At 71.4% G+C, this 26,606-nt stretch carries 30 protein-coding genes and 2 pseudogenes; 29 read left to right on the forward strand and 3 right to left on the reverse strand.

Annotated elements, in window-relative coordinates:
• The first annotated feature begins 1 nt into the window (after position 1).
• The 18 genes and pseudogenes from BJY18_RS00210 to BJY18_RS00295 all read left to right on the forward strand — a co-directional run.
• A complete protein-coding gene (locus BJY18_RS00210; protein ID WP_184776710.1) occupies positions 2–754 on the forward strand; it encodes a 16S rRNA (uracil(1498)-N(3))-methyltransferase in 753 nt (250 codons plus the stop codon).
• Positions 755–1,001: 247 nt separating this feature from the next.
• Positions 1,002–1,553 carry a DinB family protein gene (locus BJY18_RS00215; protein WP_184776711.1) on the forward strand — a complete coding sequence of 184 codons (552 nt, stop codon included), beginning with the start codon at positions 1,002–1,004 and terminating at the stop codon, positions 1,551–1,553.
• Positions 1,554–1,585: 32 nt separating this feature from the next.
• On the forward strand, positions 1,586–1,948 hold the full coding sequence (locus tag BJY18_RS00220; RefSeq protein ID WP_184776712.1) for a histidine triad nucleotide-binding protein: 363 nt from the start codon (positions 1,586–1,588) through the stop codon (positions 1,946–1,948).
• Between the two features lie 98 nt (positions 1,949–2,046).
• The gene (locus BJY18_RS00225) at positions 2,047–3,105 is read left to right on the forward strand and encodes a PhoH family protein (protein ID WP_184776713.1); all 1,059 of its coding nucleotides are present in this window, start codon (positions 2,047–2,049) and stop codon (positions 3,103–3,105) included.
• The gene (gene ybeY, locus BJY18_RS00230; protein ID WP_184776714.1) at positions 3,102–3,653 is read left to right on the forward strand and encodes an rRNA maturation RNase YbeY; all 552 of its coding nucleotides are present in this window, start codon (positions 3,102–3,104) and stop codon (positions 3,651–3,653) included. The genes BJY18_RS00225 and ybeY overlap by 4 nt, the downstream gene beginning before the upstream one ends.
• Before the next feature lie 10 nt (positions 3,654–3,663).
• Positions 3,664–5,007 (forward strand): hemolysin family protein, encoded by a 1,344-nt coding sequence (locus tag BJY18_RS00235; protein WP_184776715.1) that lies wholly within the window; start codon positions 3,664–3,666, stop codon positions 5,005–5,007.
• Positions 5,000–5,338 (forward strand): cytidine deaminase-like protein, encoded by a 339-nt coding sequence (locus BJY18_RS00240; protein WP_184776716.1) that lies wholly within the window; start codon positions 5,000–5,002, stop codon positions 5,336–5,338. The genes BJY18_RS00235 and BJY18_RS00240 overlap by 8 nt, the downstream gene beginning before the upstream one ends.
• The gene (era, locus tag BJY18_RS00245) at positions 5,335–6,234 is read left to right on the forward strand and encodes a GTPase Era (protein WP_184776717.1); all 900 of its coding nucleotides are present in this window, start codon (positions 5,335–5,337) and stop codon (positions 6,232–6,234) included. The genes BJY18_RS00240 and era overlap by 4 nt, the downstream gene beginning before the upstream one ends.
• Positions 6,235–6,295: 61 nt before the next feature.
• Positions 6,296–6,634, forward strand: a complete 339-nt coding sequence (locus tag BJY18_RS00250; RefSeq protein ID WP_184776718.1) for a CD225/dispanin family protein — start codon at positions 6,296–6,298, stop codon at positions 6,632–6,634.
• Positions 6,631–7,080 carry a DUF2752 domain-containing protein gene (locus BJY18_RS00255; protein ID WP_312873678.1) on the forward strand — a complete coding sequence of 150 codons (450 nt, stop codon included), beginning with the start codon at positions 6,631–6,633 and terminating at the stop codon, positions 7,078–7,080. Before BJY18_RS00250 ends, BJY18_RS00255 begins: the two co-directional genes overlap by 4 nt.
• Positions 7,081–7,263: 183 nt before the next feature.
• A complete protein-coding gene (locus BJY18_RS00260; protein WP_184776720.1) occupies positions 7,264–8,319 on the forward strand; it encodes an RDD family protein in 1,056 nt (351 codons plus the stop codon).
• 40 nt (positions 8,320–8,359) lie between these two features.
• Positions 8,360–8,833 (forward strand): CD225/dispanin family protein, encoded by a 474-nt coding sequence (locus BJY18_RS00265; protein WP_184776721.1) that lies wholly within the window; start codon positions 8,360–8,362, stop codon positions 8,831–8,833.
• 49 nt (positions 8,834–8,882) lie between these two features.
• Positions 8,883–9,659, forward strand: a complete 777-nt coding sequence (gene recO, locus BJY18_RS00270; RefSeq protein WP_184776722.1) for a DNA repair protein RecO — start codon at positions 8,883–8,885, stop codon at positions 9,657–9,659.
• 30 nt (positions 9,660–9,689) lie between these two features.
• Positions 9,690–10,511 carry an isoprenyl transferase gene (locus tag BJY18_RS00275; RefSeq protein WP_184776723.1) on the forward strand — a complete coding sequence of 274 codons (822 nt, stop codon included), beginning with the start codon at positions 9,690–9,692 and terminating at the stop codon, positions 10,509–10,511.
• A complete protein-coding gene (locus BJY18_RS00280) occupies positions 10,508–10,927 on the forward strand; it encodes a YbjN domain-containing protein (RefSeq protein WP_184776724.1) in 420 nt (139 codons plus the stop codon). Before BJY18_RS00275 ends, BJY18_RS00280 begins: the two co-directional genes overlap by 4 nt.
• 333 nt (positions 10,928–11,260) lie before the next feature.
• Positions 11,261–12,280, forward strand: coding sequence for a permease (locus BJY18_RS00285; protein ID WP_184776725.1), 1,020 nt, complete (start codon positions 11,261–11,263; stop codon positions 12,278–12,280).
• Positions 12,277–12,459: pseudogene (locus tag BJY18_RS38205) on the forward strand (TIGR03943 family putative permease subunit); the annotation flags it as partial. The gene BJY18_RS00285 and the pseudogene BJY18_RS38205, both read left to right, overlap by 4 nt.
• A 447-nt stretch (positions 12,460–12,906) precedes the next feature.
• Positions 12,907–13,497 (forward strand): annotated as a pseudogene (locus BJY18_RS00295) (TIGR03943 family putative permease subunit); the annotation flags it as partial.
• Positions 13,498–13,561: 64 nt separating this feature from the next.
• On the opposite strand, the gene BJY18_RS00300 reads toward BJY18_RS00295, so the two are convergent.
• A complete protein-coding gene (locus tag BJY18_RS00300) occupies positions 13,562–13,984 on the reverse strand; it encodes a Fur family transcriptional regulator (RefSeq protein ID WP_184776726.1) in 423 nt (140 codons plus the stop codon).
• Positions 13,981–14,289 carry an ArsR/SmtB family transcription factor gene (locus BJY18_RS00305; protein WP_246459095.1) on the reverse strand — a complete coding sequence of 103 codons (309 nt, stop codon included), beginning with the start codon at positions 14,287–14,289 and terminating at the stop codon, positions 13,981–13,983. The genes BJY18_RS00300 and BJY18_RS00305 overlap by 4 nt, the downstream gene beginning before the upstream one ends.
• 573 nt (positions 14,290–14,862) lie before the next feature.
• Between BJY18_RS00305 and BJY18_RS00310 the strand changes: the two genes are divergently transcribed.
• Together BJY18_RS00310 and BJY18_RS00315 are read left to right on the forward strand one after the other, a co-directional pair.
• Positions 14,863–16,017, forward strand: a complete 1,155-nt coding sequence (locus BJY18_RS00310) for a hypothetical protein (protein WP_246458710.1) — start codon at positions 14,863–14,865, stop codon at positions 16,015–16,017.
• Positions 16,010–16,660, forward strand: a complete 651-nt coding sequence (locus BJY18_RS00315) for a class F sortase (protein WP_312873679.1) — start codon at positions 16,010–16,012, stop codon at positions 16,658–16,660. The genes BJY18_RS00310 and BJY18_RS00315 overlap by 8 nt, the downstream gene beginning before the upstream one ends.
• Positions 16,661–16,805: 145 nt before the next feature.
• On the opposite strand, the gene BJY18_RS00320 is transcribed toward BJY18_RS00315, so the two are convergent.
• Positions 16,806–17,696, reverse strand: a complete 891-nt coding sequence (locus tag BJY18_RS00320) for an IS982 family transposase (RefSeq protein WP_184776727.1) — start codon at positions 17,694–17,696, stop codon at positions 16,806–16,808.
• Positions 17,697–17,906: 210 nt separating this feature from the next.
• On the opposite strand from BJY18_RS00320, the gene BJY18_RS00325 reads away from it, so the two are divergent.
• From BJY18_RS00325 to BJY18_RS00365, 9 genes are all read left to right on the forward strand, one after another.
• On the forward strand, positions 17,907–18,569 hold the full coding sequence (locus BJY18_RS00325; protein WP_184776728.1) for a class F sortase: 663 nt from the start codon (positions 17,907–17,909) through the stop codon (positions 18,567–18,569).
• 102 nt (positions 18,570–18,671) lie between these two features.
• Entirely contained in the window at positions 18,672–20,060 is a 1,389-nt protein-coding gene (locus BJY18_RS00330; protein WP_184784309.1) for a glycine--tRNA ligase, read from the forward strand.
• Between the two features lie 130 nt (positions 20,061–20,190).
• On the forward strand, positions 20,191–20,856 hold the full coding sequence (locus tag BJY18_RS00335; protein ID WP_281393743.1) for an SDR family NAD(P)-dependent oxidoreductase: 666 nt from the start codon (positions 20,191–20,193) through the stop codon (positions 20,854–20,856).
• A gap of 69 nt (positions 20,857–20,925) precedes the next feature.
• Positions 20,926–21,852 (forward strand): ABC transporter ATP-binding protein, encoded by a 927-nt coding sequence (locus BJY18_RS00340; RefSeq protein ID WP_184776730.1) that lies wholly within the window; start codon positions 20,926–20,928, stop codon positions 21,850–21,852.
• Complete coding sequence (locus BJY18_RS00345; protein ID WP_184776731.1) at positions 21,849–22,589, forward strand: ABC transporter permease; 741 nt, start codon at positions 21,849–21,851, stop codon at positions 22,587–22,589. Before BJY18_RS00340 ends, BJY18_RS00345 begins: the two co-directional genes overlap by 4 nt.
• A gap of 23 nt (positions 22,590–22,612) precedes the next feature.
• Positions 22,613–23,827, forward strand: coding sequence for a sensor histidine kinase (locus BJY18_RS00350; RefSeq protein ID WP_184776732.1), 1,215 nt, complete (start codon positions 22,613–22,615; stop codon positions 23,825–23,827).
• Complete coding sequence (locus BJY18_RS00355; protein WP_184776733.1) at positions 23,824–24,429, forward strand: response regulator transcription factor; 606 nt, start codon at positions 23,824–23,826, stop codon at positions 24,427–24,429. The genes BJY18_RS00350 and BJY18_RS00355 overlap by 4 nt, the downstream gene beginning before the upstream one ends.
• Positions 24,430–24,499: 70 nt before the next feature.
• Positions 24,500–25,153: a YdcF family protein gene (locus tag BJY18_RS00360; protein WP_184776734.1), complete on the forward strand. Its 654-nt coding sequence runs from the start codon at positions 24,500–24,502 to the stop codon at positions 25,151–25,153.
• Between the two features lie 42 nt (positions 25,154–25,195).
• Complete coding sequence (locus tag BJY18_RS00365) at positions 25,196–26,491, forward strand: deoxyguanosinetriphosphate triphosphohydrolase (RefSeq protein WP_184776736.1); 1,296 nt, start codon at positions 25,196–25,198, stop codon at positions 26,489–26,491.
• Positions 26,492–26,606 lie beyond the last annotated feature (115 nt).

The following is a 26,606-nucleotide window of genomic DNA, read 5'->3' on the forward strand; positions in this document are numbered from 1 at the left end:
CGTGCCGGACACCACGCTGCCGGTGTTCCTCGCCGCGGACGTCCCGGCGTCCGGGGCGGCGCTGCTCGACGGCGAGGAGGCCCGGCACGCGGCCACGGTGCGCCGCCTGCGGGTCGGCGAGCAGCTGGTGCTCACCGACGGCGCCGGCGCGATGGCGCGCTGCACGGTGTCGGCCGTGCGGACCGGCCGGGACGCCACGCTCACCGTCACCGTCGACGAGCACTGGACCGAGGATCCGCCCGCGTTGCGCGTGCACGTGGCGCAGGCGCTGGCCAAAGGCGATCGCGGTGAGCTCGCCGTGGAGCTGGCCACCGAGGCCGGCGCCGACGCCGTGGTGCCCTGGCGTGCCGCCCGCAGCGTGGCCCGCTGGGACGACGGGCCCCGCGGCGAGAAGGCACTCGCCCGCTGGCGGGCCACCGCGCGCTCGGCCGCCAAACAAGCCCGCCGGGCGCATCTGCCCGACGTCACCGAACCGGTCGGCACCGCCGAACTCGCCCAGCTCGCCGCCACCATGTCCGCCACCCTCGTGCTCGAATCCGCCGCCGGCGCCCGGCTCGTCGACCTCGACCTGCCGACCGGCGGCGACCTGCTGCTGATCGTCGGCCCGGAAGGCGGCATCACCGACGGGGAGCTGGCCACTCTCGAAGCCGCGGGCGCCAGCACCGTCCGGCTCGGCCCCACCGTGCTGCGCACCTCCACGGCGGCGGCGGTCGCCCTCGGCGCTCTCGGCGCGCTGACCGGCCGCTGGTCCTGACCCGGAGCCGGGCCGCGGGGGAATCGAGCCGGAACGTGGCGCGAGCCGGTCGCCGCCGGTTAAGCTGCACGGCAACGCGCGGTACGACGAGGTTTCAGCGCGCCACTGGGTGGGCATACCTCTACGCGCATACCCGAACGCCGCCGGGCACCTCCCCCTCGGTCCGGCGGAGCCGCGGCGCGGTGGAGCGACCCCCAGGCTCCACCTCGTCGCGGCATCTTCATTCCGGCCGCAGGAGGGGAGGCCCGTGGACACCGACTGGGCACACGAACTCGATGACCAGCTGGACTGGCACTGGCGGGAGCGGCTGCGCCCCCGGCTGGCCGGGCTGACCGACGGGGAGTACTTCCGCGAGCCGGTACCGGGCTGCTGGACCTTGCGTCCGCGCCGGACCGAACGCGAACTGGGTGGTGGGCGGCTCACCGTCGACTACGCCTTTCCCACACCCGATCCGGCGCCGGTCACCACCATCGCCTGGCGGATGGCGCACCTCACCGTGCACGTCCTGGCCAAACGTGCCGAGCTGTACTTCGACGGGCCCCCGATCGACTACGCCACGCACGTTTACGCCGCGACCGCCGCGGACGGGCTGGACCAGCTGGACCGCGCCTACGACGCCTGGTCGTCCGGCGTCCGGGCGGCCACTCCGGCCGGACTCGGCCGCCTGCTCGGAACGGATGCGGGACCGTTCGAGGGACGGCCGCTGGCCGCGCTCGTCCTGCACATCAACCGCGAGGTGATCCACCACGGGGCCGAGATCGCGCTGCTGCGCGATCTGTACGCGCGCGAGTCCGGGTGAGCCGTCCCGCCCGGCTTTGTAGGGTGGGGTCCATGGATGATGCGGCGGAGACGTTGTTCGAGCGGATCGTGGCCGGCGAGATCCCGGCGGATGTCGTGCACTCCGACGAGACGACGTTCGCGTTCCGGGACGTCAATCCGCAGGCCCGGGTGCACGTGCTGGTGGTGCCGCGGAAGCGGTACCGCAACGTGGGGGAGCTCGCGGCCGCCGATCCGGACCTGCTCGCGCAGGTGCTGCGGAGCTGCCGCAAGGTGGCCGAGCTCGAGGGAATCGCCGACAGCGGGTACCGGATCGTGTTCAACACCGACGCCGACGCCGGGCAGACCGTCTTCCACGTGCACGCGCACGTGCTCGGCGGGGAGCAGCTCGGGTGGTTCGGCGGGGCCGCGAAGTAGCGAAACCGGCCTGCGGGCCGCACCCGCGAGCAAGTAGCATCGAGGGGTCCGCAAGTACCCCGAGCAGCGAAACGCGCAGAAAGCAGGCCAGAGGCCACGTGGCCGGAACCGCACCGGGTGGAGCCGCCCGTCCCGACGTCCCCGACGACGCCCCGGCCACGAGCGTGGCCCAGTCCCGCTTCCCGATCCCCGACGCGGCGGCGCTGAGCCTGCTCGGCTCACGCGACGAGAACCTGCGCGTCGCCGAGGAGCTGCTCGCCGCGGACGTGCACGTGCGCGGCAACGAGGTCACCCTGACCGGCCTTCCCGCCGACGTCGCCTTCGCCGAACGCGTCTTCACCGAGCTGGTGCAGCTCGCCGGCGGCGGCCAGCAGGTCGGGCCGGACACCGTGCGGCGCACCGTCGGCATGCTCTCCAGCGGCGACGCCTCGCCGGCCGAAGTGCTCAGCCTCAACATCGTCTCCCGGCGGGGCAAGACGATCCGGCCCAAGACGCTCAACCAGAAGCGCTACGTCGACGCGATCGACAAGCACACCGTCGTCTTCGGCATCGGCCCGGCCGGCACCGGCAAGACCTACCTCGCGATGGCCAAGGCCGTGCAGGCCCTGCAGGCCAAACAGGTCACCCGCATCGTGCTCACCCGCCCCGCGGTCGAAGCCGGCGAGCGGCTCGGCTACCTGCCCGGCACGCTCAACGAGAAGATCGACCCGTACCTGCGCCCGCTCTACGACGCACTGCACGACATGATCGAGCCCGAGTCCATCCCGCGGCTCATGCAGGCGGGCACGATCGAGATCGCACCGCTGGCCTACATGCGCGGGCGTACCCTCAATGACGCTTTCATCATCCTCGACGAGGCACAGAACACCACGCCCGAGCAGATGAAGATGTTCCTCACCCGGCTGGGATTCGGCGCCAAGATCGTGGTCACCGGCGACGTCACCCAGGTCGACCTGCCCACCGGGCAGCGCAGCGGGCTGCGGGTCGTGCGCGAGATCCTCGAGGGCGTCGACGACCTGCACTTCGCCGAGCTGACCAGTCAGGACGTGGTGCGGCACAAGCTGGTCGGCGACATCGTCGACGCCTACGAGAAGTGGCAGGCCGCCCACGACGCACAGCAGCCGCAGGCAGGCGGCTGGAAGGGCTCCCGCCGATGAGCATCGAGATCGCCAACGAGTCCGGCGCCGACGTCGACGAGGCGTCGATCGTCTCGGCCGCCCGCTTCGCCCTCGACAAGATGGACGTCAGCCCGCTCGCCGAGCTGTCCATCCTGTGCGTCACCCTCGACGTGATGGAGGACCTGCACCAGCGGTGGATGGACCTGCCGGGACCCACCGACGTGATGTCCTTCCCGATGGACGAGCTGGACTCCTCCCGCCGCCCGGACGCACCGGACGCCTCACCGGCGCTGCTCGGCGACATCGTGCTGTGCCCGGCCTTCGCGAAGGACCAGGCGAAGGCGGCCGGGCACTCGCTGCTCGACGAGCTGCACCTGCTCACCGTGCACGGGGTGCTGCACCTGCTCGGCTACGACCACGCCGAGCCGGCCGAGGAACGCGAGATGTTCGGCCTGCAGAAGCGCATCCTCGGCGAGTTCCAGGCCGCGCTCGACGCACTCGACGCGCGCGACGCGCAGCGCAACGCCGACGACCGCGTGCTCGGCATCGCCGGGCTCGACACCCCGGCCCCCGGGGAAACCCCCTAGGACCGCGAAAATGGGCAGTCCCACGGCACAGCTCGTCGTCGCGATCGCACTGGTGCTGTTCGCCGGCGTCTTCGCCGCGGCCGACGCCGCGATCGGCACCGTCTCGCAGGCTCGCGTCGACGGGCTCGTGCGCGGCGGACGCGGTGGCGCGCGCCGGCTCGCCGCGATCGTCGCCGAACGCCGCCGGCACATCAACCTGCTGCTCCTGCTCCGGCTGGGCTGTGAGCTGACCGCCACGGTCCTGGTCACGCTGTCCTTCCTCGCGTGGTTCGACCGGCTGTGGCTCGCGGTCCTGCTGTCGGCGGTGGTCATGGTGGTGGTCAGCTACGTGCTGATCGGCGTCGGCCCGCGCACCATCGGCCGCCAGCACCCGTACCGCGTCGGGATGATCGTGGCCGGTCCGGTCCGCGTGCTCGGTTCGGTGCTCGGCCCGCTGTCGCGGCTGCTCATCGTGATCGGCAACGCGATCACCCCCGGCCAGGGTTTCCGCGAGGGCCCGTTCACCTCCGAGGTGGAGCTGCGTGAGCTGGTCGACCTCGCGCAGGAACGCGGGGTGGTGGAGGACTCCGAGCGGGAGATGATCCACTCGGTGTTCGAACTGGGCGACACGGTGGCGCGCGAGGTGATGGTCCCGCGCACCGAGATCGTCTGGATCGAGCGGGCCAAGACCGTGCGCCAGGCGCTCGCGCTCGCCCTGCGCACCGGCTTCACCCGTGTCCCGGTGATCGACGATTCGGTCGACGACATCTGCGGGGTGGTCAACATCAAGGACCTGATGTCGGCCTACCTGGACCCGGACGGGCCGAGCACGCTGGTCGGAGCGGTGATGAACCCGGCTGGTTTCGTTCCCGATTCCAAGCGGCTCGACGAGCTGCTGAAGGAAATGCAGCGCACGCACAACCACATGGCGATCGCGGTCGACGAGTACGGCGGCACCGCGGGTCTGCTGACGATCGAGGACATCCTCGAGGAGATCGTCGGCGAGATCACCGACGAGTCCGACACCGAGGAACGACCCGACGTGGAGGAGCTCGAGGAGGGCGCGGTGCGCGTGTCGTCCCGGCTCGGGGTGGACGACCTCGGCGAGCTGTTCGGCGTCGACCTGGAAGACCACGACGTGGAGACGGTCGGCGGGCTGCTCGCGCAGCGACTGGGTAGGGTCCCGCTGCCGGGGGCCGAAGCCGAGGTCGCCGGCCTTCGGCTGTTCGCCGAGGGGGGCAAGGACCGCCGCGGGCGCATGCGGATCACCTCGGTGGTGGTCCACCCGGCCGACGCCGCGGAGGGGCCCGGCACCCGCCGGCGCACCCGGGTGCCCCAGCCCGACGAAAGCGACAGGAGAGTCGAACATGCCTGACCTCGACGCCGAGGACCAGAAGCTCGTCACGCTGGCCCGTTCGGCGCGGGCCCGCACCGGAGCCGCGGAAGGCGCCGCCGTGCGCGACAGCGACGGCCGGACCTACGCCGCGACCACCGTCGACCAGCCCTCGTTCCGGCTCACCGCGGTGCAGGCCGCGGTCGCCGCCGCGCTGTCCAGCGGGGCCGAGGGCTTCGAAGCGGCCGCCGTGGTGACCGCCGATGCGCTCGTGGACGAGGCGTCCGTGCACGCGGTGCGGGACGTGGCGAAGCAGGCGCCGATCCTGCGTGCCGATCCGGCGGGCGAGATCGCCGAGGTGCTTAAGCCATGACCGAGCCGCACCGGTCCGGTTTCGCCTGCTTCGTCGGGCGGCCCAACGCGGGAAAGTCGACGCTCACCAACGCTCTCGTCGGCACCAAGATCGCCATCACCTCGAGCAAACCGCAGACCACCCGGCACGCGATCCGCGGCATCGTGCACCGCGCCGACGCGCAGCTGGTGATCATCGACACGCCCGGTCTGCACCGTCCGCGCACGCTGCTCGGACAGCGGCTCAACGACGTCGTGCACGAGACCTGGTCCGAAGTGGACGTGGTCGGATTCTGCGTCCCGGCCGACGAGAAGGTCGGCCCCGGCGACCGGTTCATCGCCGAGGAGCTGAAGAAGATCGCGCGCCGCACACCGGTGCTCGGCATCGTCACCAAGACCGATCTGGTCGCACCCGAGCGGGTCGCGGAGCAGCTGCTCGCGCTGCAGCAGGTGATGGAGTTCGCCGAGCTCGTCCCGGTGTCCGCAGTGGACGGGTTCCAGGTCGGCACGGTCGCCGACCTGCTGGTGGCGCGGCTGCCCGAGGGACCGCAGCTGTACCCGGGCGGCGAGCTGACCGACGAACCCGAGCAGACGCTCATCGCGGAGCTGATCCGGGAGGCCGCGCTCGAGGGCGTGCGCGACGAGCTGCCGCATTCGATCGCGGTCACCGTGGAGGAAATGCTGCCGCACGAGGGCCGGGACGACCTGATCGACGTGCACGCGCTGCTGTACGTCGAGCGGCCCAGCCAGAAGGGGATCATCCTCGGCCACCGCGGGGCGCGGCTGCGCGAGGTCGGCTCCACCGCACGCGGACACATCGAACGGCTGCTGGGCTCGAAGGTCTACCTCGATCTGCACGTGAAGATCGCCAAGGACTGGCAGCGCGATCCGAAGCAGCTGCGGCGGCTCGGGTTCTGATCCGGCGCCCGCCCTCGGCGGGTAGTGTGCCCTGGGCAGCGCGACCACAGGGGGCAAGCACATGACCGGTCCGTACCCGCCGCCCGGCGGGCCGTATCCGCCGCCGCAGCCGTACCCGTACTCCTACGGGCCACCGCCGGACAACCACCTCGTGTGGGCCATCCTCAGCACGGTGTTCTGCTGCCTGCCGCTCGGGATCGTCTCGATCGTCAAGGCGAGCCAGGTGAACTCCCTGTGGTACCAAGGGTTTCCGGCGGAGGCGCACCGGGCCGCGGAAGAGGCGCGGAAATGGGCGATGTGGTCGGCGATCAGCATCGGCATCCTGATCGGCCTGTACGTGCTGTTCCTGGTGGTGGTCTTCCTGATCGTCGGTACGTCGGTGAGCCGGTTCACGCCGTGAGCACTGTCTACACCGGAGTGCCGGCGCACGGCTCGCGTGCGCTGGCCCGGGCGCTGGCCGGGCCGGCCGCGGTGCTCGCCGGGGCCGGGGTGGCCTGCGCGGTGGTGTGGCTGGCCGATCCGACCACGCCCGGCGGTTTGCTCCCGGTGTGTCCCACCAAACTCCTTTTCGGCATCGACTGCCCTGGCTGTGGTGGGCTGCGGATGGCCTACAGCCTGATGCACGGCAACGTTTTCGCGGCCGTGCACTACAACGCGGTGGCGGTGGCGTTCGTGGTGCTGTTCGCCTGGAGCGGGCTTGCCTGGACGCTGGGCCGGGTGCGCGGCCGCGCCGTCCGTTCGTGGCTGCACTGGCGGTGGACCCCGGTCGCGGTCGGGGTGTTGTTCACGCTCTGGTTCGTGGTGCGCAACCTCCCGTTCGCGCCGTTCAGCGGCTTGTTCGTCTGAATTTCGCCGGGGACGGAACCGCGATGGCGCGGTGGCCGTCGAAGGGGCTCGTGCCCTCCGCCGGGGCCCGCCTCGATGAGCCCGGACCGCACCAACCGAGTACGCTCCGCGCACCGGCCGTCCATGGTGGACGCTTCAGGCCGGGCACGTGCGAGCGGACCACGACACGAGGGGGAATTCCCGATGACCGATCCCTACGGCCAGCCTGGCGGCCAGCCGCAGGGCGCGCCGCCGTTCGGTGCGCCGCCGGGACAGCCCGGTGTGCCGCAGGCGCCGGGTGGTTTTCCCGCCCAGCCGGGCGGATTCGGCCAGCCGGGACACCCCGGGCAGCCGCCCTCGGGCGGATACGGCCAGCCCGGCGGTTACGGTCAGCCCGGCGGATTCGGCGGGCCGCCACCCGGTTTCGGTCAGCCCGCGCCGTTCGGCGGCCCGAACCCGTACGGCCCGCCCGGCGGGTACGCGGACTGGGGCAAGCGCGCCGGGGCGTTCCTGATCGACTACGGCGCCATCATCGTCCTCTACGTCATTGCGATCATCCTGAGCTTCGCCTCGCCCACCGCCGCGGCGATCTTCTACGTCATCGGCGGGCTCGCGACGATCGGCTGGGGCATCTACAACCGGTGGATCCAGGGCGGTACCACCGGGCAGTCGCTCGGCAAGCGCATCGTCGGCATCAAGCTCGTGAGCGAGCAGACCGGGCAACCGATCGGCGCGGCGATGGCCTTCGCCCGCGACCTGGCCCACGTGCTCGACTCGGCGATCTGCTACCTCGGTTTCCTGTGGCCATTGTGGGACGAGCGCTCGCAGACGTTCGCGGACAAGATCCTGAGCACCGTCGTGGTGCCCGCCGAGGCCGCACCCGCCGCACCGCAGCCGGGTTACGGTCAGCCCGGTTTCGGTCAGCCCGGCGGATTCCCGCCCGCACCGCAACCCGGTTACGGTCAGCCCGGTCAGCAGCAGCCTGGTTTCGGTCAGCCGCCACCCGGGTTTGGGCAGCCCGGCCAGCCGCCGTCGGGCGGCTTCGCGCAGCCGGGCCAGCCGCCGTCGGGCGGCTTCGCGCAGCCGGGCCAGCCGCCGTCCGGTGGCTTCGGCCAGCCGCCCGCGGGGCCGGCTCCGTTCGACCGGCCCGAGCGCACCCAGATGCTCGATCCGGGCGGCAGCACCGCGGATCCCGGGCCGGAGCGAACCCAGATGATCAAGCCGGAGTCCGCGCCGAAGAGCGACCCGCCGCAGCACTGATCGCTTCACCAGCATTGAGAAGTCGGGGAGAGACGCAGACATGACCAATCCTTACGGACAGCCGCAGCAGCCCTACGGCCAGCCCGGTTACGGCGCACCGTCCGGTGGCCAGCCGATGCCCTACGGGCAGCAGCCGTACGGACAGCAGCAGCCCTACGGTGCCCCGCAGTACGGCCAGCAGGCGCCGTTCGGCCAGCCCGGCTACGGCGGCGGGCCGGGGGCACCCGGCGACCTCAACGCCATCAAGGAGTACAAGGGCTGGGCGATCGGCTGCATCTTCCTGATGTGGATCCTGGCGATCTTCGCGATCATCAAGTCCAACGAGGTCCGCACCTTCAAGATGCAGGGCAACTACGCGATGGCGCAGCAGGCCTCGCAGACCACGAAGACCCTGTGCCTGATCGCCACCATCTTCGGCGGCGTCGTCTACGCGCTCGCGATCGTGCTGGTCATCGTCGGGATCGTCGCCGCGACCGAGGTGCACACCCACTACTGCACCGGTTACTACTGCTGAACCAGGGTGTCACCGCCCCGGCGTCGCCCGGAAGTGGGACGATGTCGAGGTGGTGAACCTCTACCGCGACACCGGGGTGGTGCTGCGCACGCACAAGCTGGGTGAGGCCGACCGGATCGTCACCCTGCTCACGCGGCGGCACGGCAAGGTCCGTGCGGTCGCCAAAGGAGTGCGCCGCACCTCGTCCCGGTTCGGTGCCCGGCTCGAGCCGTTCGGCCATGTGGACGTGCAGTTCTACCCCGGCCGCACGCTGGACGTGATCACCCAGGTCGAGACCGTGGACGCGTTCGCGCTGCCGCTGGTCGCCGACTACCAGCGCTACACCGCCGCCAGTGCCATCGCCGAGACCGCCGACCGGCTCTCCGCCGAGGAGGGCGAGCCGGTGCTCAAGCTGTACCTGCTGGTCGTCGGCGCGCTGCGGGCGCTGGCCGGCGGGCAACGCGACGCGTCGCTGGTGCTCGACGCGTTCTTCCTGCGGGCGATGGCCTACGCCGGGTGGGCGCCCGCGATCACCGAATGCGCCCGTTGCGGGCTGCCCGGCCCGCACGCCGCGTTCAACGTCGCCGCGGGCGGGTCGATGTGCCCGGACTGCCGGATCGCCGGATCGGTGCACCCCGCACCGGAGGTGCTCACCCTGCTGGACGCGTTGCTGCAGGGGGAGTGGCCGGTCGCCGAGGCCGCGCCCGGCATCACCCGGCGGGACGCGTCCGGGCTGGTCGCGGCGCATCTGCAGTGGCATCTGGAACGGCAGTTGCGTTCGCTGCCGCTCGTGGAGCGGCGTGCCCGGGAGGCGGCCACGCAGGGGCAAGTAGGGTCACCCGGGTAGGGAAAGTCCACTCGGCAGGAGGACGGCGAAGTGCTGCGCAGGGGACGCGAGACCCGGGTGCCGGGGTATGAGCTGCGGGCACCGGACCCGCATCCCTCCGGCGCGAAGCCGCCGGAGATCCCGGCCGAGCTGGTCCCGAAGCACGTCGCGCTCGTCATGGACGGCAACGGACGCTGGGCCAACCAGCGCGGCCTGCCGCGGATCGAGGGTCACAAACGCGGCGAGGCGGTGATGGTCGACGTCGCGAGCGGCGCGGTCGAGCTGGGCGTGAAATGGCTTTCGGTGTACGCCTTCTCCACCGAGAACTGGAAGCGCAGCCCCGAGGAGGTGCGCTTCCTGATGGGGTTCAACCGGGACACCATCCGCCGCCAGGTGGACTACCTCGGCTCGATCGGCGTGCGCATCCGCTGGGCGGGCCGTCGCCCGAAGCTGTGGGCCAGCGTGATCAAGGAACTGCAGGTCGCCGAAGAGAAGACCAAGCACAACACCGCGCTCAACATGACGATGTGCGTCAACTACGGCGGGCGCGCCGAACTGGGTGACGCGATGCGCCGGATCGCCCAGGACGTGGTGGCGGGCAAGGTGAACCCGGACAAGATCGACGAGCGCACCATCGCGAAGTACCTGTACCAGCCGGACATGCCGGACGTGGATCTGTTCCTGCGGCCCTCGGGCGAGCAGCGCACGTCGAACTTCATGCTGTGGCAGTCGGCGTACGCGGAGATGGTTTACCAGGACACGCTGTTCCCGGACTTCGACCGGACCTTCCTGTGGCGCGCGTGCCTGGATTTCGCCAAGCGCGACCGCCGGTTCGGTGCGGCCGTGGACCAGGCCGAGGGGAGCCGACCGTGAGCACCGCGGAAGCCGCCGAAACCGGGGCCCTGCTGACCCAGGCCCGCGAAGCGCTGGAGCGTTACCTCGAAGTCCACGTGGACGACGACGGCGCGATCACCTTTTCGCACGGGGACGTGCCGTGCGTCGTGCAGGCCACCCGCCTGGCAGACGGCCTCACGGTGCTCAGCCTGACCTGCGTGGTCGCCTGGGACCGCCCGAACGACCCGGCGCTGGCGGTCGCGGTGGCCGAACGTGCCGGGCAGGGCCTGTTCGGCACACTGGGCCTGGGACACACCGACAACGGTGTGGACGTGACCCTCCGCTACGCCTTCCCGGCCGAGGGCATGGCGCCGTCACCGCTCGGAACCCTGCTGATGCTGGTGGTGTCGACCGCCTCGCAGCTCCGCGCCGAACTGCCCGGCGTCCAGGACTGACAGCCCCCCACCGAACCCGCGTCGGCTGCCGTGTCGCAGTGCTGTCCTGTGGCGCTGTTGTCTCGCGCCGCCGTCCGGGTTGCCGGGCGTGTCGGTTGTGTGGCCCCGCTGCCCGCACCGCCCACAGGCAGTGGCGACGGCTCGTGAAGGTAAGTCTGTCTGTCGGGTGTGACGCGTGCGCCGATGCAGCCGCCCTGAACCACCGCCACCATGGCCGAAATGGCCGTTCTGTCCACCTCTAACGGGTGACTTCCGCGCGAAACGTGCGTGACGGTCCCCTTCACTGCACCAGCGGGCGGCATTCCGTCGGAGGTGGCTGGCATCATCGCCTTCGTGGAAACCATTTCCGGCAACGCCACCGAGGAGCGGCCGCGCACGCGGCGGTTCCGGGTCAGCTCGATCGAGATCCTGTGTGCTGTGCTGCTCGTCGCGATCCTCGCGCAGAGCCGGCTGCAGGATCTGTTCGACGTGCCCGCGCTGCGCACCGGTTCGACGGTCTTCGTGGCGGTGTGCGTGCAGGCGTTGCCCTTCCTGGTGCTGGGCGTGCTGATCAGCGGGGCGATCGCGGCGTTCGTGCCGGCGCGGGTGCTCGAGCGGGTGCTGCCGCGCCGGGCGTCGGCGGCGGTGGGCGTGGCCGGTCTGGCCGGTGTGGCGTTGCCCGGGTGCGAATGCGCGTCCGTGCCGGTGGCGCGCCGGCTCATCGGCCAGGGCGTGGCGCCCGCGGCGGCGCTGACCTTCCTGCTCGCCGCGCCGGCGGTGAACCCGGTGGTGCTGGTGGCCACCGCGGTCGCGTTTCCCGGCCGGCCGGAGATGGTGCTCGCCCGGTTCGCCGGTTCGCTGGTCACCGCGATGGTGATGGGCTGGATCTGGGCCCGCTGGGGCAAGCTGTCCTGGATCACCGAACGGGCCCTGCGCCGGCTGCCCGACGTGGAACCGGGCAGGCGCTGGCAGGTGTTCGCGGAGACCGCCCGCACCGACCTGGTGGAGGCAGGCGGATTCCTCGTGCTGGGGGCGCTGATCTCGGCCGCGCTCAACGTGCTCGTGCCGGCGCAGTGGTTCGGCGTGCTGTCCGGGCAGGTGGTACTCGGAGTGCTCGTGATGGCGGCGCTGGCCGTGGTGCTCGCGCTGTGCAGCGAGGCCGACGCGTTCGTGGCCGCGTCACTCAGCGCGGTGCCGTTGCTGCCGAAGTTGGTGTTCCTGGTGGTCGGCCCGGCCATCGACGTGAAGCTGTTCGCCCTGCAGGCGGGCACCTTCGGCCGGTCGTTCGCGGCCCGGTTCGCCCCGGTCACGTTCGTGGTGGCGATCGTTTGTGGCACCGCCGCCGGCCTGATCTTCCTTGGCGGTGGGCAATGAGGCGGGAAACCCAGAACGTCCTGCTGATCCTCCTCGGCGGAGCGCTGGTGAAGATCGCGCTCAACGGCGACTACCTGCGGTACGTCAAACCGGCCCAGCAACCGTGGATCATCGCGGGCGGCGCGGTGATGGTGCTGCTCGGAGCGGTCGCGATCGCGGTCGACCTGCTACGCGCCCGGACCGTGGCGAAGGCAGCCGCGCAACCCGGTCCGGACCTCGTGGCGGCGTCACACCGGCATGCGACGTACCGGACCGGCCACGCGGAACTCGCCGACGTTCGCGACCACGCACCTGCCGATGCGGACGAGGTGCCTCGTGACCACGCTGTCGCCTCGGACGGTGCCGGTCAGGTCGCAGAGGCCGCCGGTGGTCAAGACCACGCGCCGGGTGGTCCGGGCGGTCGCGCGCATGGCCCGTCGGGCCGGCCGGTTCGCCTGGACGCTGGGCCGCCTGGTCGGCCGCTGGGCGTGGACGACGGCTCGCCGGGCCTGCCGGTTGGACTGGACGTTGGGCCGCCTGGTCGGCCGGTTCGCCTGGACGCTGGGCCGCCTGGTCGGCCGCTTGGCGTGGACGACGGCTCGCCGGGCCGGTCGGTTGGTTCGGACGATGATCCCCTCGGTCGGCCGGGCGCCGTCGCCGCGGTGCCGGACAGCCAGGGCAGCCCGGCCGCTGGGCATCCCGCACATTCCGCAGGGGATGAGCACGGCCACCATCACGCGGCGCGGTCGGCGTGGCTGCTCGTGGTGCCGGTGCTCGCGGTGTTCCTCGTCGCGCCTCCTGCGCTCGGGGCGGATTCGGTCACCCGGACCGTGGCGCGGGTGCCGCAGAGCGCGGCGACCACGGCGGCGTCGGCGTTCCCGCCGTTGCCTGCCGGTTCGGTGGTGCCGATGGCGATGAACGAGTTCGTCTCGCGGGCCGGCTGGGATTCCAACGGCACGTTGAACGGCCGCACCGTCGGGATCTCCGGCTTCGTCGTGCACACCGGCGGCCGGACGCTGCTGGCCCGTCTGGTGATCAGCTGTTGCGCGGCCGACGCGTCGCCGGTCACGGTGCGTCTCAAGGGCGGCGGCGCGGATCGGTTCCCGAGCGACACCTGGCTGCGGGTCACCGGCCAGGTCGTGCCGGGTACCGCGGACGCGACGAACAGCTACACGCCCGACCTCGTCCCGGCGACCGTCGAGCGGATCACCGCGCCGAAGGACCCGTATGAGTACTGAGCAGCTCGATGACGAGCACAGAGTGGGCGGACGGACTCTTCCGGCGCCGTGGGATCGGCGCGCTTCAGCCCGCCGTGTGCTCCGCGCAGGTGCCGGTGATCTCCACGGTGTGGCTGATCTCGCTGAAGCCGTGCTCGGCGGCGATCTTCTCCGCCCACCGCTCGACCGCCGGGCCCTCGACCTCCACGGTGCGGCCGCACACCCGGCACACCAGGTGATGGTGGTGGTGCGAGGAGCACAGCCGGTAGATCGCCTCGCCGGAGTCGGTGCGCAGCACGTCGATCTCGCCCGCCTCGGACAGCGACTGCAGGGTGCGGTACACCGTGGTCAGGCCGATGCCGTCGCCGCGCTTGCGGAGTTCGTCGTGCAGTTCCTGGGCGGAACGGAAGTCGTTGACGGTGCTGAGCAGGTCGACCACCGCCGCACGTTGCTTCGTGGCGCGGCGGCCGGGCACCGGGGCGGTCTTGGAGAGCTGCGACATCGTCATTTTCCTTCCTGCACGTGGGTCACCGCGTCGACGACGATGTGCGCCAAGTGATCGTCCACCAGCCGGTACACGACCTCGCGGCCACGCCGGTCACCGCGCACCACGCCCGCCGTCTTGAGTACCCGCAGGTGCTGGCTGATCAACGGCTGCGCCACGTCCAGCGCGTCCACCAGCTCGTGGACGCACCGGTCCGCTTCCCGCAACTGCAGCACGATCGCGATCCGCACCGGCGCGGCGAGTGCCCGCAGCAGTTCGCCCGCGTCGGCGAGTGCGTCCGCCGGCACCGCGGCGACACCGCTCACCAGCGCACCGCTTCCGGGCGCGTTGTGTCCGGAAGCAGCGTGTACAGAAGCGCCGTGTCCCGCAGCAGTGTCACAGTCGGCCGCGCGATGCCCGGCGGCGTTGTGCCCAGCGGCGTTGTGCTCCGCGGCGTTGTGCTCGGTGACGGTGTTCTGCGCGTGAGCGGTGGGTCCCGGCGGGTCCGCGACCGGGTCTGTCGAGAGGGCTCCCGAGGTCGCCGGTGTCATCGCCTGCCTCCACTCGCGTCCTGCCGTCACGCCCGGGCGGTGCGCACAGGCGGCTGCCGTTTCCGAAGGCGGATGTCATTTCCGTCAACGGTTCGGCCCATCGTAGTGTTCCCCGTCGCCGGGCCGGCGGGTCACCGGGTCACCGGGTCGGCGACGCGACGACGGTACTCGCCCGATCGGGTGAGTTCGGGGTGAATTGGCCCGTCGGCTTCGCAAGCCGGGGGGAAGCGGGCAAGGTGGTCGCGGGGCGTTTCGCCGCTTCTCGTACGCCGGCGACCCGCTCGGGACGTGGCGGAGGGTAGTGGGGAGAGCATGAATCGCTTGGGGACCAAGGCCGCGACGAGGGCCGGCATGAAAACCGTGGCGGCCACCCGTGCCAGGACTGCGGCGAAAGTGCTGGTGACGACGTTCGCCACGCTGCCGGTGCTGGCCCTCGCCGCCGCGGGCGCCGAGGCGCAGACCGCGCCCGGCACGCAGGCGGTGGACGAGAAGAGCGGACCGGTGTCGTTCGCCAACATCGCGTCGGTGCGGCTGGGGGGCGATCCGCAGCACGGCGGGGCGCTGATCACCGAGACGCAGCGGTCACCGCTCACGCCCGGGCAGTCCCGGCTCGGCAGCGACCGGCTCGCGGTGCCGAAGAACGACAGCGAGCGCACCACCTTCGGCGGCAACTACGAGATCGACCTCGGCAAGTACGCGCGTGCTTCGGAAAGCCCCTATCCGGCCGGCATCGCGAGCCGTGACCACGAGGTCGTCGCGACGCTGGAGGCCACGAACGTGCCCACCGCCTCGGCCGCGACCAACTACGCGCTGCGCGACAACGCCCGCGGCGGCGCGAAGCCGGTGGACAACACGATGCTGGTGCTCGAGGGTGCCCGCAGCGCGGTCGACTGCGCCGCGCCGGGCAAGGTGACCGGCTCCAGTTCGGTCACCCGGGTGTGGGTGCGCGGCGAGGACGGCCGCCTCCGCCAGGTGGCCATGCCCGGCGACGGCTCGGCGCTGCGCGTGACGAACCTGCAGATGGGTGCGCCCGGCAAGGTGCCGGAGGCGGACCACGGCACGACCCGTTCGGACGTCGAGATTTCCCGCGTCACGGCGTTCGACCAGCTGGTCAAGCAGGACGGCTGGCGTTCCGGCGATCTCACGGCCCAGGGCGGCTGGCGGCTGCAGATCACCACACACGTCCGCGCCGCCGACAACACCGAGCTGCAGGACGTGCAGACCGGCATCGTACTGGGCGGGGTCAGCTGCTCGATCCCGAAGGACTTCAAGCCGAACGCCGCGGGTGGCACCGGGACCGGCGCCACCACGCAGCAGCCGTCGGTGCCCACCGAGGTTCCGGCCGGCTACCTCGGCACGGCGGCCGCCGCCCCGGCGGACGACCTGCGTGTGCCACTCGGCGCCGGCCTGCTCGGCGGAGGCGTCGTCTTCGGCGCGCTCGCGATCGTGCTCGGCCGGCGACGTTCGGCCCGTTCGGTCCGCTCAGCCAGTTCGCGCGGTGAGTAGCATCGTGCGGCATCGCGTCCTGGCGGCTGTCTCGGCGGTCATCGCCGTGCTCGCGCTGGCGGCGGGCGTGATCGTGCTGACGTGGGTGCCTGCCCCGCCGCCGGTCGCCGCGGCCGATCCGCCGCCGGGTTCGCTGCCGGGGGAGAGCGGCGCGCCCGCCGAACTCCCGGTGGACGGGCAGGCGGTGGGCAGGCAGCGGCCGGGCAGCGTGCGGTTGCCGGACGGGTCCGAGGCGCAGCTGCGCCGCACCGAGGTGACCGCCGACGGGGTGCTGCCGATCCCGCGCGGGCTCGGTGACGCAGCATGGTGGGGTGCCCGGCTCGGCGCGCCCCAGGGCGCCGCGGTGCTGTCCGGGCACGTGAACTGGGCCGGTACGAAAGGGCCGTTCGACGATCTGTGGCGCGTGCGCACCGGGGACAACGTGAGCGTCGTCGACTCTTCCGGTGGCCGCTGGCTCTACCGGGTCACCGGCGCGGTCACCGTCGGCAAGCACCAGCTGCCCGCGCAGGCCCCGCACTGGTTCTCACAGACCGGCCCGCACCGGCTGGTGCTCGTCACCTGCGGTGGCGACTACGTCGGCGGCACCGAAGGCTACGACGAGAACCGGCTCGTCACCGCGAACCTGGTCTCCCGCCCGGCCTGACCGGGCACGCACCCCGGGCAGGGAAACGGACGCGCGGCTCTGCCAGGAAGGCCCGCTGCGAGTACGCGCGCGCCGGCCGATGCGGAGCTTCCCATCGAGAACGCGTGCGCGAACCTCCTAGATGGTTGATTCCGTGAAGTTGGTGTTAGTGGTCGAATGCGATCAGTGATCGTTTGCTGGTCAGGTCGGTGGTCCAGTTGTGCCAGATGGCGGTGGCCATGGCTAGCAGCCGCTGGGTGACCCGGGTGAACACGCCGGCTGGGGTGCGTCCGCCGTGCGCTTCGAGATCGAGTTGGGCTTTGAGTGTCTGGTTGACCGATTCGATGCGCTGGCGGACGCTGCCGAGGTTGCCGTTGCGGTAGGTCTCGTCCTTGCGGTCGGGGCGCAGCAGTTCAAGTCCCATCGTCTCGGTCAGCTGCTTGAATTCTTTGCCGGCGAAGCCCTTGTCCGCCAACAAGACCTGGCCGTTTCGGATGAAGTGACGGTTGTCTGCGAGCAGAGCGGCCAGCACCTCGCGCTCGCCGAGTTTCGGGTTGGCCAGGCACCACATGACCGGCATCCCGTCGCCGGCGCAGGCCAGGTACAGCTTCAGGCCCCAGTACCAGCGAGAGTGTGACGCGCAGTAGCCGTAGCTGGCGTGCCCGGCCAGGTCTGAGCGCTTCACGGTTTCCCGCGACATTCCGCACGGTACCGGGGTGGCGTCGGTGATCCACATATCGTCGAACCACGAGGGGCAACACGCGGCCAGCGCAAGAATCGCCTTGCATAGCAACGGCTGCGCGGTTTTCAGCCGCTTGTGATAACCGGACTGACCCAGCATCGCAGGAAACATCGCACGCCACCCGGAATCGGCATGGATGTGCCGGATCCAGCGCCGCTCACTGTCGTATCGCTGCAGCACCTGCGCCACGGCCATCGTGATCAGCTCACTGTCTGTCAGCTCCGGTCGTCGACCACGGCCGACGCGGGGCGGCACAACATGGTCGTCAACCAGCACGTACAGTGCGGTCAGGAGGGTGTCTAACTCATTCGTCACGGTTTGATCTTGGACACCCTCCTCCCATGCCTGCACAGCGGTCCCTTCACATGACCTTCACGGAATCACTCATCTAGCCCAGAACTTCGCGGCGACCCATCCGCTCGGCGCGAGGCCCGCCCGCCGCCCCGGATGCGAAAACTCGATGCAACCCGGCCCGGATTCCGCGGCATGTCCTTCCCCGGAGAACCCGCCGGACCAGGGAGCACGATGCAGGGCACAGAGAACCGGACCGCGCGCACCCGTGGGGTGCTGACCGTCGTCGTGGGTGTAGTGGTGGTGGCGGTTGTCGCTGCCGTGCTGATCTTCAGTGGCAAGGACGGGACCTCCGCCGCGCCGCAGCCGGGCGCGACAACCGGGCAGGACCACCAGGCTCAGCCGGGCGGGACAATCGGGCAGAACCAGCAGGCTCAGCCGGATCCCGGGCGTACCCCGGGGACCGTGCGGCTGCCCACCGGCGGTACCGCGAAGCTGGTCCCCGAGGAGGTCGGCGAGGACGGTGCGCTGCCGATCCCGCAGAGCCTCGCCGAGGCCGCCTGGTGGGGATCCGGCGTCGGCGCCGCCCAGGGGGTGACGCTGTTGTCCGGGCACGTGAACTGGAAGGGTGAAACCGGCCCGTTCGACCAGTTGTGGCGGGTCCGGCAGGGGCAGACCGTCACCGTCACCGACGCCGGGGGCGCGCACTGGGGTTACCGGATCGCCGAGGTCCGCACGATCCACAAAACGGATCTGGCCGCCGAATCCGCGGGGCTGTTCTCGCCGGACGGACCGCACCGGCTGGTGCTCGTCACCTGCGGTGGCGACTACGTCGGCGGCACCGAGGGCTACGACGACAACCGCGTCGTGACGGCCTCGCTGGTCAGCCGTCCCTGACCCGGCCGGAAAGGCGCGGCCTGCGCGCAGCGGCGCGGGGGCGGCCGGATAGGCTGGACGTTCTAGTCCGATAACCGTCCCCGCATGCGTCCGGAGCGTGGAGTGCCCGCCAACACCATCGATACCGTCGTCAGTCTGTGCAAGCGCCGTGGTTTCGTTTTCCCGTCGGGAGAGATCTACGGCGGCACCAGGTCGGCGTGGGACTACGGGCCACTCGGCGTGGAGCTGAAGGACAACATCAAGCGCCAGTGGTGGAAGACCGTGGTGCAGGGCCGGGAGGACGTGGTCGGTCTCGACTCGTCGGTGATCCTGCCGCGGCCGGTGTGGGTCGCCTCGGGCCACGTGAACGTGTTCACCGACCCGCTGATCGAATGCCTTTCCTGCCACAAGCGCTTCCGCGCCGACCAGCTGGCCGAGGACTTCGAGGCACGCACCGGGAAGACCACCACCGAGGACGATTTGTCCGAGGTGCCGTGTCCGAACTGCGGCACCCGCGGCAAGTACACCGAACCCCGCGATTTCAACATGATGCTCAAGACCTACCTCGGCCCGGTGGAGTCCGAGGAAGGTCTGACCTACCTGCGTCCGGAGACCGCGCAGGGCATCTTCGTCAACTTCCTCAACGTGCAGACGGCCTCGCGCAAGAAGCCGCCGTTCGGCATCGGCCAGATCGGCAAGTCCTTCCGCAACGAGATCACGCCGGGCAACTTCATCTTCCGCACCCGCGAGTTCGAGCAGATGGAGATGGAGTTCTTCGTCGAACCGGGCGAGGACGAGACCTGGCACCAGTACTGGATCGACGCGCGCACCGGGTGGTACACCGACCTCGGCATCAAGCCCGAGAACCTGCGCCACTTCGAGCACCCGAAGGAAAAGCTGTCGCACTACGCGAAGCGCACTGTGGACATCGAGTACCGCTTCGCCTTCAACGCCGGCCAGGAGTGGGGTGAGCTGGAAGGCATCGCCAACCGCACCGACTTCGACCTCACCACGCACTCCAACCACTCCGGCGTGGATCTGTCGTTCTTCGACCAGGCCTCGGGGCAGCGCTACCGTCCGTTCGTGATCGAGCCCGCCGCGGGCGTCGGCCGCTCGATGATGGCCTTCCTGGTCGACGCGTACGACGAGGAGGAGGTGCCGAATGCCAAGGGCGGCACCGACAAGCGCACGGTCCTGCACCTCGACCCGCGGCTGGCGCCGTTCAAGGTCGCGGTGCTGCCGCTCTCGCGCAACGCCGACCTCTCGCCGAAGGCGCGCGACCTCGCCACCCGCTTGCGCAAGCACTGGAACGTCGACTTCGACGACGCGCAGGCGATCGGCCGCCGCTACCGCCGCCAGGACGAGATCGGCACCCCGTACTGCGTCACGGTGGACTTCGACTCCCTCGACGACCAGGCGGTCACGATCCGCGAGCGCGACAGCATGACCCAGGAGCGGATCGCGCTCGACCAGGTGGAGTCCTATCTGGCCGGTCGCCTGCTCGGCTGCTGACCTGCCCGCGGACGAACGGCCCTTTTCCGGTTACGGCCGGGAAAGCGGCCGTTCGCTTGTCCGTGTGGGCACATCACCCGATTCGGTGGCATAACGGTAGACACGGAGTTCCGTCACCGACCCCGCCGGGCTGGCCGCGGCGGCGGACGACATCGGGACGCTGAGCGGGCTGGTCAACAACGCCGGGATCACCTTCGCCGGCCCGGTCGAGCATCTGCCGCTCGACCGGTTGCGCGCACAGCTGGAGGTCAACGTCGTCGGGCTCGTGGCGACGACGCAGGCGTTCCTCCCCGCGATCCGGGCCGGAGGTGGCCGGGTGGTCATGATCAGCTCTACCGCCGGCCGGGTCGCGACGCCCTTCCTCGGTGCCTACAGCGCCTCGAAATTCGCCGTGGAAGTGCTTTCGGACACGCTGCGCCAGGAACTGCGCCCGTGGGGCGTGCCGGTCGTCATCGTCGAGCCGGGGAGTTTCACGTCGAGGAACCGGGCCGGGACCGAAACCGCCGTGCGAGCGGACCGCACGAGCCTGAGTGCGGACGCCGAGTCCCGCTATGGTGCGGCGCTGGACGCTTTCCTCGAGTTCGGTCGGAAGACCGAGGCCCGCGCCGGGGATCCGGCCCGCGTCGCCGAAGTGGTCGAGCGTGCGCTCACCACGAGCCGCCCGCGGGTGCGCTACCTGGTGGGCGCCGATTCACGCGTGACAGTGGCGTTGAGCAGGCTCCTGCCGACCGGGGCGATGGACGCACTGCTGACCAGGGCGGTCGGCCTGCCCCGGCGCGCCGGGGCGCGCCCCTGACACTTGTCACGGTCACGACGTGACGCGCGGCCCGGGGATCGCGGCCGGTGTGGCGGCAGGCTGCACCGTATGGACAACACCGATGAGGTCGCGGCCGGTGCCGCGGTACGGATGGCGGGGGTGCGCAAGCACTACGGCGACGTGCATGCGGTCGACGGGGTCGACCTGACCATCGCGCCCGGGGAGGTCGTGGCCCTGCTCGGACCGAACGGGGCGGGCAAATCCACTGCCGTCGACCTGATTCTCGGACTCGGCACTCCCGATCACGGCACCGTGTCGGTGTTCGGCCGGGAGCCGCACCAGGCGGTCTCCGACGGCGTGATCGGGGCGATGCTGCAGAGCGGCACCCTGCTCGACGACCTGACCGTGCGCGAAACCGTCGGACTGGTCGGCAGGCTGCACCGCCGGCCGCTGCCGCTCGCGGACGCGTTGCGGCAGGCGGGTATCGAGGATCTTGCCGGCCGCCGCGCAAGCAAGCTCTCCGGCGGCCAGAAGCAGCGGGTGCGCTTCGCGATCGCGTTGGTGGCCGATCCCGATCTGCTCGTGCTGGACGAGCCGACCGCGGCGATGGACGTCGGCAGCCGCCGGGAGTTCTGGCAGTCGATGTACTCCTTCACCGAAACCGGCCGGACCGTCCTGTTCGCCACGCACTACCTCGAGGAGGCCGAGGAGTTCGCCGACCGGGTGGTGCTGATGCGGGACGGCCGGGTGGTCGCCGACGGGTCGGTGGCCGAGGTTCGCGCACTGGCGGGCGGGCGCACCATCCACGCGGTGCTGCCGGGCGCCGGCCCCGAATTGCTGCGCACCCTGCCCGCGCTCACCGACTTCGCCCAGCGTGGCGACCGGATCTCGTTGTCCAGTACGGATTCCGACCGCACACTCCGGGCACTGCTGCAGGCCGCTCCCGCCGCGCGGGAGATCGAGGTCGGCGCGGTCGGTCTCGAAGGCGCGTTCCTGTCCCTCACCTCCGGCGAAACGGAAGAAGCGATCCGATGAACTCCGCGTATCTGTCCACCGAGATCCGCCGGCTGCTGCGGTCGCCGCGGTTCCTGATGCTTGTCGTCGCCTTCCCTGTCCTGATGTTCCTGTTGCAGGCCAACCTGTTCACCTCCGCGAACGATCCGGGCCACGCCCGTGCGGTGGCGGTGGTGATGGTCAACATGATGGCGTTCGGCGCGTTCGGCGCCGGCCTGACCAACGGCACCAAACTCACCGTGGAACGGGCGTCCGGCTGGCAGCGGCAGCTGCGGCTGACCCCGCTGAGCGGCGTGCAGTACCTCGGCGGCAAGGCGCTGGCGGGCATGTTCGTCGCGCTGCCCGCGGTCATCCTGGTGCCGCTGATCGGGTTTCTCGCCGAAGGCGTGCGCCTCGACCCGCTGGCCTGGCTGCGGGTCGTGCTGGGCATCTGGCTCGGCGCGATCCCGGTGGTCCTGCTGGGACTGGTGCTGGGGCTGCTCTGCACCCCGGAGTCGATGCAGCCGGTGACCATGATCGTGGTGCTCGCGATGGGTTTCCTCGGCGGCCTGTGGCTGCCGCTGGAGGGCATGCCCGCCTGGATGCACGAGGTGGCGCAGGCGCTGCCGACCTACTGGATGATCGGCCTGGTCCGCCCGGCGGTCACGAACGAGATGCTGGTGAGCTTCCCGGCCGCGCTGGTCGCGCTCGCCGGCTGGACGGTGGGCTTGGGCGGGCTGGTGGTCCGGCTCTACCGTAGGAACAGCGCCCGGGTCTGACCGGACGGGACAGGGAGGACAGGGTGGCGAGCACGGAGACCGCCGCGGGCCGGCACGGGAGCTTCCGGTTCGGTTTCGGCGACCGGGCTTCCTGGTGGGAGGAGTCCGCGCTGGGAGAACAGGGGCCGAACAAGTCCCGCTGGCCGGTGCTCGGCGTGCTGTTCCTGCTGCCCTATCTGGTCCCGGCGACCCAGGCGATCGCCGAGGACCCGGGTCCGCTGCTGCCCCGGGTCCTGTTCGCCCTGCTCAGCTACACCTACGCGGCCTGCTACCTGCTGTTCCCGTTGGTGTTCGGCCGGTCCCGCCGGGGCAGGTACGTCTTCGGCTGCGGCATGCTCGCGCTGGGTCTGCCGGCCGCGCTGCTGCCGGGCATGAGCCCGTACATCCTGCTCTACGCCACCGCCACGCTCGTGTTCGTCTTCCCGCCTGCCTGGGCGCTGATCCTCGACGGCACGGCACTCGGGGTGGCCGCGCTCGTCCTGTTCGCCCGGGGCTGGCAGGCCGGTGACGGCGGCGACCTGGTCTCGGTCGTCTCGGTCACCGCGGCCATGTTCTTCATGGCCAACCTGGTGCGGGCGGTCCGCAGGCTGAAGCTGGCCAACCAGGAGATCGCCACGCTGGCCGTGGCGAACGAACGGGAACGGGTGGCCCGCGACCTGCACGATCTGCTCGGGCACAGCCTCACCACGATCAGCGTGAAGGCGGGGGCGGCCCGCCGCGTGCTCGAAGCCTCCGCCGACATTCCGCGGGCGGTGCGGGAGATCCGCGAGGTCGAAGGACTCACCCGCACGGCGCTGACCGACGTGCGGGCCACCGTGTCGGAGTACCGCACGGTGTCGCTGCCCGCGGAGATCGCGGGGGCGCGGGCCGCGCTGCGGGCGGCGGAGATCGAGGCCGACCTGCCGCACGCGGTGGACCACGTGCGAGCGGAGCTGCAAAGCACGTTCGGCTACGTACTGCGTGAGGCGATCACCAACGTGCTGCGGCATTCCGACGCCACCCGGGTGTGCGTGCGCCTCGGGCAGGAGTGGCTGGAGATCGACGACGACGGCAAGACGGGGGAAAACGCGGCGCTGGGCAACGGATTGCGCGGGCTCACCGAGCGGATGGGCGCGGCCGGGGGGACGCTGCGTGCGCATCCTCGGTCCGGCGGAGGATGGCGCGTACGGGCCGAGGTTCCGGAACCGGACGAGACCGGCGCCGTGGTCCGCGCGCAGCCGGCAGGAGGGTTCGCGTGATCCGGGTCCTGCTGGCCGACGACCAGGCGATGGTGCGCGGGGCACTGGCCACGGTGCTCGATCTGGAGCCGGACATCGAGGTGGTGGCCCAGGTCGGCAGCGGCGACGAAGTGCCGGCGGCAGCCAGGGAGTCGACGCCCGACGTCGCGCTGCTCGACGTGCAGATGCCCGGGACGGACGGGCTGACCGCGGCCGCCGAGCTGCGGTCGCAGCTGCCCGGCTGCCGGGTGATCATCTGCACCACCTTCGGCAGGCCCGGCTACCTGGCGCGGGCGATGGCCGCGGGCGCGGCCGGGTTCGTGGTCAAGGACGCCCCGCCGGAACAGCTCGTGGAGGCCGTCCGCAGAGTCCACAAGGGACTCCGGGTGGTGGATCCGGCGCTCGCCGCGGAGTCGCTGGCCACCGGTGCCAGCCCGCTCACCGGCCGGGAACGCGACGTACTGCATGCGGCGAGCGACGGCAGCACCGTCGCGGACCTCGCCAAGGCGCTGTTCCTGTCCGAGGGCACCGTACGCAACCACCTGTCCGCCGCGATCGGCAAAACCGGCGCGCGCACCCGCGCGGAAGCGGTCCGGATGGCCGAGGAACGGGGCTGGCTCTAGCTCCGCGGTCGCCGCCGCGGTGAGGGCCCCTTCCCGGACTCTCCGCGGTGCGCCTGCCAGGATGACGGGCATGAGCGCGGCCGAGCGGAGCGGACCCACCGGGGTGAACTGGGCACGCCGGATCGTTTTCGGCGTCGTGCTGGTGCTGGTGCTGCTCGTGGCCGGAACGGGCTTTCGCGTGTGGCAGGTCGCGCGGGAGAACGACCGCGAGCCCGCCGACGTGATCGTCGTGCTGGGCGCCGCGCAGTACAACGGCAAGCCGTCGGAGATCTTCACGGCGCGGCTGGAGAAGGCGCGCCAGCTGTACGCGGCCGGTGTGGCGAAGACCGTGATCACGGCCGGAGGCAAGAAAGCCGCGGACAACTTCACCGAGGCGCAGGCGGGCGCGCGGTGGCTGACGCGGCACGGCGTGCCGGCTTCGGCGACCTTGCCGGTCGGCGAGGGCAGCGACACGTTGCGCAGTCTGCGCGCGGTCGCCGGCCAGGTGAAGGCGCACGGCTGGAGTTCGGCGGTGCTGGTGAGCGATCCGTGGCATTCGTTCCGGTCCCGCACGATGGCGCAGGACCTGGGTCTGGAGGCCTGGACCGCGCCGACGCACAGCGGCCCGATCGTGCAGGAACGCAGCACCCAGGTGCGCTACATCTTCCGCGAGACCGGTGCACTGCTGTTCTACGAGCTCACCAAGTCGCCGGCGGACGACCTGTTCGCCGCGATGCTCGGCTGAACGCTGCCGGGATTTGTCGGTTCCCGCGCCTAAGCTGGCCGGGTGAGCGATGGCTACCGCGAGCACGACCGCGCCCGGGTGCTGGCCGAGGCCCCCAAGGGCGCGACGGTGGACGGTGCGCGGCCCGACGAGCGCAGTGCGTTCGCCCGCGACCGCGCCCGCGTGCTGCATTCGGCAGCTCTGCGCCGGCTGGCGGGCAAGACGCAGGTGGTCGGGCCGGGGGAGGGTGCGGAGGTCAGCGGTGCTCCACGCACCCGGCTCACGCATTCGCTGGAGGTCGCGCAGATCGGCCGGGGCATCGCCGAGGAATTGGGCGCGGATCCGGACCTCGCCGACACCGCGGGCCTGGCGCACGACATCGGTCACCCGCCGTTCGGGCACAACGGGGAACGGGCGCTGGACCTGGTGGCGCAGCCGTGCGGAGGCTTCGAGGGCAACGCGCAGACGTTGCGGATCCTCACCCGGCTCGAACCCAAGGTGCTGGCCGCCGACGGCGCCCCTGCCGGGCTGAACCTCACCCGCGCCTGCCTGGACGCCACCACGAAGTACCCGTGGACGCGGCGCGGCGGGGAGCCGAAGTACGGCGTGTACCCGGACGACCAGCCGGTGTTCGGCTGGATCCGGGACGGGGCGCCGGGGCTGCGCCGCTGCCTGGAGGCGCAGATCATGGACTGGTCCGACGACGTGGCCTACTCGGTGCACGACGTCGAGGACGGCGTGCTGGCCGGGCGGATCCGGCTGCGGGTGCTGGCCGATCCGGACGAACGCGCGGCGGTGGCCGAGGCCGCGGCCCGGCACTTCTCCACCCTTTCGCCGTCCACTCTGGAGGGTGCGGCGAAGGAACTGCTCGACCTGCCGGTGGTCGCGGACCTGGTGCACGCGCCCCCGGACGGCTCCCTGCGGGCACAGGTGGCGCTGAAGCGGCTGACGAGCGAACTGGTGGGCCGCTTCGCCTCCGCGGTGGTCACCGGCACCCGCGGCGTCTACGGCGAGGGTCCGCTCACCCGGTACGGCGCCCGCCTGGCGGTGCCCGACCAGGTGGCCGCGGAGGTCGCGCTGCTGAAAGCACTGGCCCTGCGCTACGTGATGAGCGACCGCCGCCGGCTGGCCATGCAGGACGGCCAGCGCGAGGTGATCACGGAGCTGGTCGCCGCGTTGCTGCGGCGGGCCCCGGAGGCGCTGGACCCGCTCTTCACCCCGGCCTGGCACAGCGCCCCGGACGACCCGGCACGGCTGCGGGTGGTGCTCGACCAGGTCGCCTCCCTCACCGACGCCCAGGCCCACGAATGGCACCGCTGGCACACCGGCCGGCACGGCATCCCACCGGCCGGGGGCTGACCGCGTTCCCCGTGGTCACGGCGGACCGCCGGGCCGGCCGAGGCAACGCGGCAGGTCACGACTGCGGGCTCGGGGCCGAACGGTAGCCGGAATCGCCGTCCGGCCCGCCGGGCGC

Origin of the sequence: Amycolatopsis jiangsuensis (assembly GCF_014204865.1) — a bacterium.
GTDB classification, from domain to species: Bacteria; Actinomycetota; Actinomycetes; order Mycobacteriales; family Pseudonocardiaceae; genus Amycolatopsis; species Amycolatopsis jiangsuensis.

Bases quoted from the DNA above. Each gene is read 5' to 3' on its own strand.
- BJY18_RS00220 (WP_184776712.1), top strand. From the start codon at position 1,586: ATGGATGATGCGGCGGAGACGTTGTTCGAGCGGATCGTGGCCGGCGAG.
- ybeY (WP_184776714.1), top strand. From the start codon at position 3,102: ATGAGCATCGAGATCGCCAACGAGTCCGGCGCCGACGTCGACGAGGCG.
- BJY18_RS00235 (WP_184776715.1), top strand. From the start codon at position 3,664: ATGGGCAGTCCCACGGCACAGCTCGTCGTCGCGATCGCACTGGTGCTG.
- BJY18_RS00240 (WP_184776716.1), top strand. From the start codon at position 5,000: ATGCCTGACCTCGACGCCGAGGACCAGAAGCTCGTCACGCTGGCCCGT.
- era (WP_184776717.1), top strand. From the start codon at position 5,335: ATGACCGAGCCGCACCGGTCCGGTTTCGCCTGCTTCGTCGGGCGGCCC.
- BJY18_RS00250 (WP_184776718.1), top strand. From the start codon at position 6,296: ATGACCGGTCCGTACCCGCCGCCCGGCGGGCCGTATCCGCCGCCGCAG.
- BJY18_RS00260 (WP_184776720.1), top strand. From the start codon at position 7,264: ATGACCGATCCCTACGGCCAGCCTGGCGGCCAGCCGCAGGGCGCGCCG.
- BJY18_RS00265 (WP_184776721.1), top strand. From the start codon at position 8,360: ATGACCAATCCTTACGGACAGCCGCAGCAGCCCTACGGCCAGCCCGGT.
- BJY18_RS00300 (WP_184776726.1), bottom strand. From the start codon at position 13,984: ATGACGATGTCGCAGCTCTCCAAGACCGCCCCGGTGCCCGGCCGCCGC.
- BJY18_RS00310 (WP_246458710.1), top strand. From the start codon at position 14,863: ATGAAAACCGTGGCGGCCACCCGTGCCAGGACTGCGGCGAAAGTGCTG.
- BJY18_RS00325 (WP_184776728.1), top strand. From the start codon at position 17,907: ATGCAGGGCACAGAGAACCGGACCGCGCGCACCCGTGGGGTGCTGACC.
- BJY18_RS00340 (WP_184776730.1), top strand. From the start codon at position 20,926: ATGGACAACACCGATGAGGTCGCGGCCGGTGCCGCGGTACGGATGGCG.
- BJY18_RS00345 (WP_184776731.1), top strand. From the start codon at position 21,849: ATGAACTCCGCGTATCTGTCCACCGAGATCCGCCGGCTGCTGCGGTCG.
- BJY18_RS00360 (WP_184776734.1), top strand. From the start codon at position 24,500: ATGAGCGCGGCCGAGCGGAGCGGACCCACCGGGGTGAACTGGGCACGC.